General features: G+C 43.7%; 2 protein-coding genes. One reads left to right on the forward strand and one right to left on the reverse strand.

Features of this window, described 5'->3' with window-relative positions; all coding sequences use genetic code 11:
* Nucleotides 1-283: 283 nt before the first annotated feature.
* Entirely contained in the window at nucleotides 284-1,708 is a 1,425-nt protein-coding gene (locus BGL89_RS04830) for an FAD-binding domain-containing protein (protein ID WP_286824704.1), read from the forward strand.
* A 6-nt stretch (nucleotides 1,709-1,714) separates the two neighbouring features.
* On the opposite strand, the gene BGL89_RS04835 is transcribed toward BGL89_RS04830, so the two are convergent.
* On the reverse strand, nucleotides 1,715-4,360 hold the full coding sequence (locus BGL89_RS04835) for an efflux RND transporter permease subunit (RefSeq protein WP_286824705.1): 2,646 nt from the start codon (nucleotides 4,358-4,360) through the stop codon (nucleotides 1,715-1,717).
* Nucleotides 4,361-4,612 lie beyond the last annotated feature (252 nt).

Here is a 4,612-nt window from a genome sequence, read left to right on the forward strand (position 1 = left end):
GGGGTTTGGGGGCGGCGCCACGCCCCCAACGGGGGGTTTGGGGGGTAGAACCCCCCAAAGGCTTGGATTGAGTGATAAAATCGGAAGTAATGACCAACTTTAGAAGATAGTTTCCCTTTAAAAATCCCAACTCAGTAGATTTACAAAAATGAGATGCACCCAATTAGACAGTTATTCTTGATCCACTGTCTTATAATTACAGAAAGAGTATTTTTGAATTGAATTTGTTCTTAACTGTACCCCAATAATCTCGCTCCTGATAATCTTCTCATCACCTCATTCTATGTCAAATCTAATCCTTTTCTGGCATCGTCGCGATTTACGTCTCTCGGACAATATTGGACTTAGTAAAGCTAGGGAACGTAGTCCGAAAATTATCGGGGTTTTCTGCCTCGATCCTGCTATTTTAGAAGGGGATGATATCGCCTCTGCGAGAGTTGCCTATCTCCTCGGTTGTCTAGAGGAATTAGCCAAAAATTATCGCCAAAAAGGTAGTCAATTACTGATTATTCGCGGCAACCCCAGTCAAACACTCGTCAACTTAGCCAGCAATTTATCAGCAAAAGCAGTTTTTTTTAACCTCGATATTGAACCCTACGCGCGTCAACGGGATCAACAGGTAATTGCCGCTTTACAAACAAAAGGAATTGAGGTAGAAACCTTCTGGGATCAACTTCTCCACGCTCCAGGGCAAGTCCTCACCCTCTCAAAAAGCCCCTACACCGTATATACTCCTTTTTGGAAAAATTGGAGCCAATTAGCCAAAGCCAGCCCCACAACCCTAGAAAACCTGCAAGGATTAGACGAAAATGAGGGGGAGAAACTCACAGAAACTATTAATTTACCAACCCTAGAAAATTTAGGTTTTACTTGGCAAAATCCCTTACCCCTCACCCCCGGAGAAAAGGCCGCTAATAGCAGATTAGAAGAATTTTGTCAAGGGGTTATTAACAATTATCAAGAAGATCGTAACTTCCCCGCTGTTGATGGCACCTCGCGCTTGAGTGCCGCTTTAAAATTTGGCGCGATTGGCATTCGCACCATTTGGACGGCAACCCTAGAGTTATTAGAAAATTGCCGCGCCCAGGAAGCAAAAGATGGTATTATCACTTGGCAGCAAGAGTTAGCCTGGCGGGAATTTTACCAGCATTGTCTCTATTTTTTCCCAGAATTGGCGGTCGGTGCTTATAGAACAGAATTTCGTCATTTTCCTTGGCAGGATAACGAAGAACATTTTCAAGCTTGGTGTGAGGGAAAAACCGGCTATCCGATCGTTGACGCGGCGATGCGACAATTAAATGAAACAGGATGGATGCACAATCGTTGTCGCATGATCGTGGCGAGTTTTTTAACCAAAGACTTAATTATTAACTGGCAAAAAGGCGAAAAATACTTCATGCAGAAACTTTTTGATGGCGATTTAGCCGCTAATAATGGTGGTTGGCAGTGGAGTGCCTCTAGTGGCATGGATCCGAAACCTTTAAGAATTTTTAATCCCGCTAGTCAGACACAAAAATTCGATCCAGAAGGGGAATATATTCGTCAATGGTTGCCGGAATTAGCTTCCGTAGATACGGAATATTTAGTAACCGGGAAAATCTCCCATTTAGAAAGACATCGTTGTGGTTATCCTGAGCCAATTGTCGATCATAATCAACAACAAAAAGAATTCAAACGACTCTATAGTAATCAGAAGCTAAAACGGTAAAACTAGCTACTTTTGACCGGCTTTAATCTGGTTCCAAACATCCTCTAAACTTAGATATAACACAGGCACAACAATTAAACTCAACAGGGAAGAAGTGACTAAACCTCCCACAATTACCATCGCCATGGGTTGCCGCAATTCCGCACCAGTACCCAATCCCAAAGCGATCGGAATCATGCCTAAAATTGTCGAACAAGTGGTCATTAAAATCGGTCTTAACCTAATCATTCCCGTCTCTAAAACCGCTTGCTCCCGACTCCAACCCTGTTGACGCAATTGGTTAGTATAATCCAGCAATAACACAGCGTTTTTATCAAGTAATCCCAAGAGGAAGATAAACCCGATCAGAGAAATCATACTAAACTCACTACCCGTTACCAATAACCCCAACATTGCCCCCACAATCGCTAAAGGTAAACATAAAGCGATGACGATAGTTTCTAGCAGTCTTCTGAATAATAACCATAAAACTCCTAACATTAAAATTGTCGCTAGGATTAAAGTGCGACCAAAACTGCCCAAAACATCGCTACTTTGAGAAGAAGTACCCCAACGCTGTAAAGTTATCCCTTCCGGTAAAGGAATCCCTTCAATTTTAATGGCCGCATCTTCTAATCCTAAATCCGGACTAAGATTAGCACTGAGAAAAATCGCCTGTTGACCATTTAAACGCTCGATCGCCAAAAAATCCCCCCGCTCATTTAATCTAGATGATAGGGAAATATCCTTTAAACCGGCGATTTTAGCGGCCTCAACCCGCAATTTCTCGGCACTATCGCGCAATAGCTGCAAATCATCGCTTTTAATCGCAATTTGGATCGGCTTTTCCGCTTCCGTCTGCACAAAAGGAATGTCCTCGATACTGACATTCACCCCTCTAATTGTCGGTAAAATTTGCCGAATCCGTTGCTGCACCGCACTGGTGTGAGATTGACGATCGCTCTTCAGTTTAATGTGAATTTTGCCACGATTCGGCTCACCCCGTAAACCGGCGATCATAAAAGTCGATTCCACTTCCCCATCCCGCAAAATCGGCGCTTCTAATTTGCTGCCATCGCGGATAGTGCGACGCAAAAGAAAACTTTCGGGAGAACTCGCTAACTGGGAAATCCAAGCGAAACTATCGCTAGAACTCTTAGCCGTCGGTTTATTAGGACTAATTTGCGTTATTTTCGGCAAAGGAGAAGTATAAACCAGATTAAACTCGCCGCGATCGAGTCGGGGAATAAATCCCCTAGAAATAAAAGGAATCAGGGCAATACCCGCAAAAAAGGTAATTAGGGCAATAGCAATGACCAGCAAACGATGACGCAATGACCAGTTTAAGAGCCGTCGATAGGCGTTCTCAATCGGTCGCTTTTGTTTCGTCATTTTTGCCCGTGACTGCGGTTTCAGCCAATATACTGCCAAAACTGGCGATAAAGTTCTGGCGATCAACAGAGAAAAAATCACCGCAGCCGAGACAGTTAAACCGAAGGGTTGGAAAAACTGTCCCACCGCACCCCCCATAAAAGCGACGGGTATAAACACGGCAACAATGGTTAAAGTGGAAGCAGTGACAGCTAATCCGATCTCCCTTGTCCCCTTGAGTGCCGCATTTTTCGGGGTTTCCCCCGCGTCGATTAAACGGGAAATATTCTCCACATCAACGATCGCATCATCCACGACAATGCCAATCACCAAAGCGAGGGCCAGCAGCGTCAGGGTTTCCAGATTAAACCCATAGATTGCCATGATAATGAAAGTCCCCAAAAGAGATAGGGGGATAACCAGAGCAGAAATGATTGTAGCGGCGAAACTGCCTAAAAATATCAATATCACCAGCACCGACAGCAAAACTGCCAAAAGTAAATCATCGATCGTGCCTTGTAGGGCAGCGCGAATATATTCCGCTTGGGTTTCAGCTAAAATTATCTTGACATCGGGCAGTTTTTGTGCTATGTCTTTAACCAGTTTTTCTGCTTGGGCGGCCAGATCGAGACTATTGGCAGCACCTTGTTTGATTACCTGCACTGCGATCGCCTCTTGGCCATTAAAGCGCACCAGCGTGGGCAATGGTCGGGTTAAGCTTTTATGGGGATTATCTTCCCTAACTGTACTTTGACCGAGTAAATTAACTTTAGCCGTACCTTCGAGAGCTTTTAAGGGCGGAATTAAATTATCTTGGGCGATTTGGCTTAATTCTTCCAGAGTTTTCTGCTCACTCACCAGCGCATAGGTGACTGTTGCCGACTCATTTAAATCAACGGGGATAACTTCTGTGGTAGCTTGAGGGGGTAAAGGGACTTGCGAGATAGCCTGTTTAACTGCTGCCGTGGCCCTGTCTAAATTTGTGCCAATTTTAAAGAAAACGCTGATTACTGACTGTCCGGGGGAAGTAGTCGAGGACACATCGCGACAACCGGGGAGAGAGAAAAGGGGATTTTCTAGGGGTTTAGTTAATTGCTGTTCCGTGGTGATAGCAGTAGCTAAATCCGCTTGAGCGTTAATTATTACGACTGGAAAGCTGATATCGGGGAAAAGAGCGTATTTTAGGGAACTAAAAGCCAAAATTCCCGCCACGACCACCGCTAACCAGAAAGCAATGGTTAACCTCGGGGCATTAATCGCTATTCGAGAGATATTCAGACGTTCTCGCCATGATTCTTTCATCTTTGTTGAATAAGTGGGGTGTGGGGTGTGGGGTGTGGGGAGTTTTCTCAGTTAACTGATAACTGATAACTGATAACTGATTCCTAACCCCATGGTAGATGTGGGATTTTTGCAGGAGTTCTATTTTCCGACAAAGATAAGTAAAAATTATTTATTGACTGCAAAAACTTGAGAATATTTAAATTAACATTTCGCAATATTTATAAATTCTTAAGAATTAATTGAGAAAGATTTTTATTTAACAACGATGTT

This window comes from Microcystis sp. LSC13-02, from assembly GCA_002282935.1.
Classification (GTDB): domain Bacteria; phylum Cyanobacteriota; class Cyanobacteriia; order Cyanobacteriales; family Microcystaceae; genus Microcystis.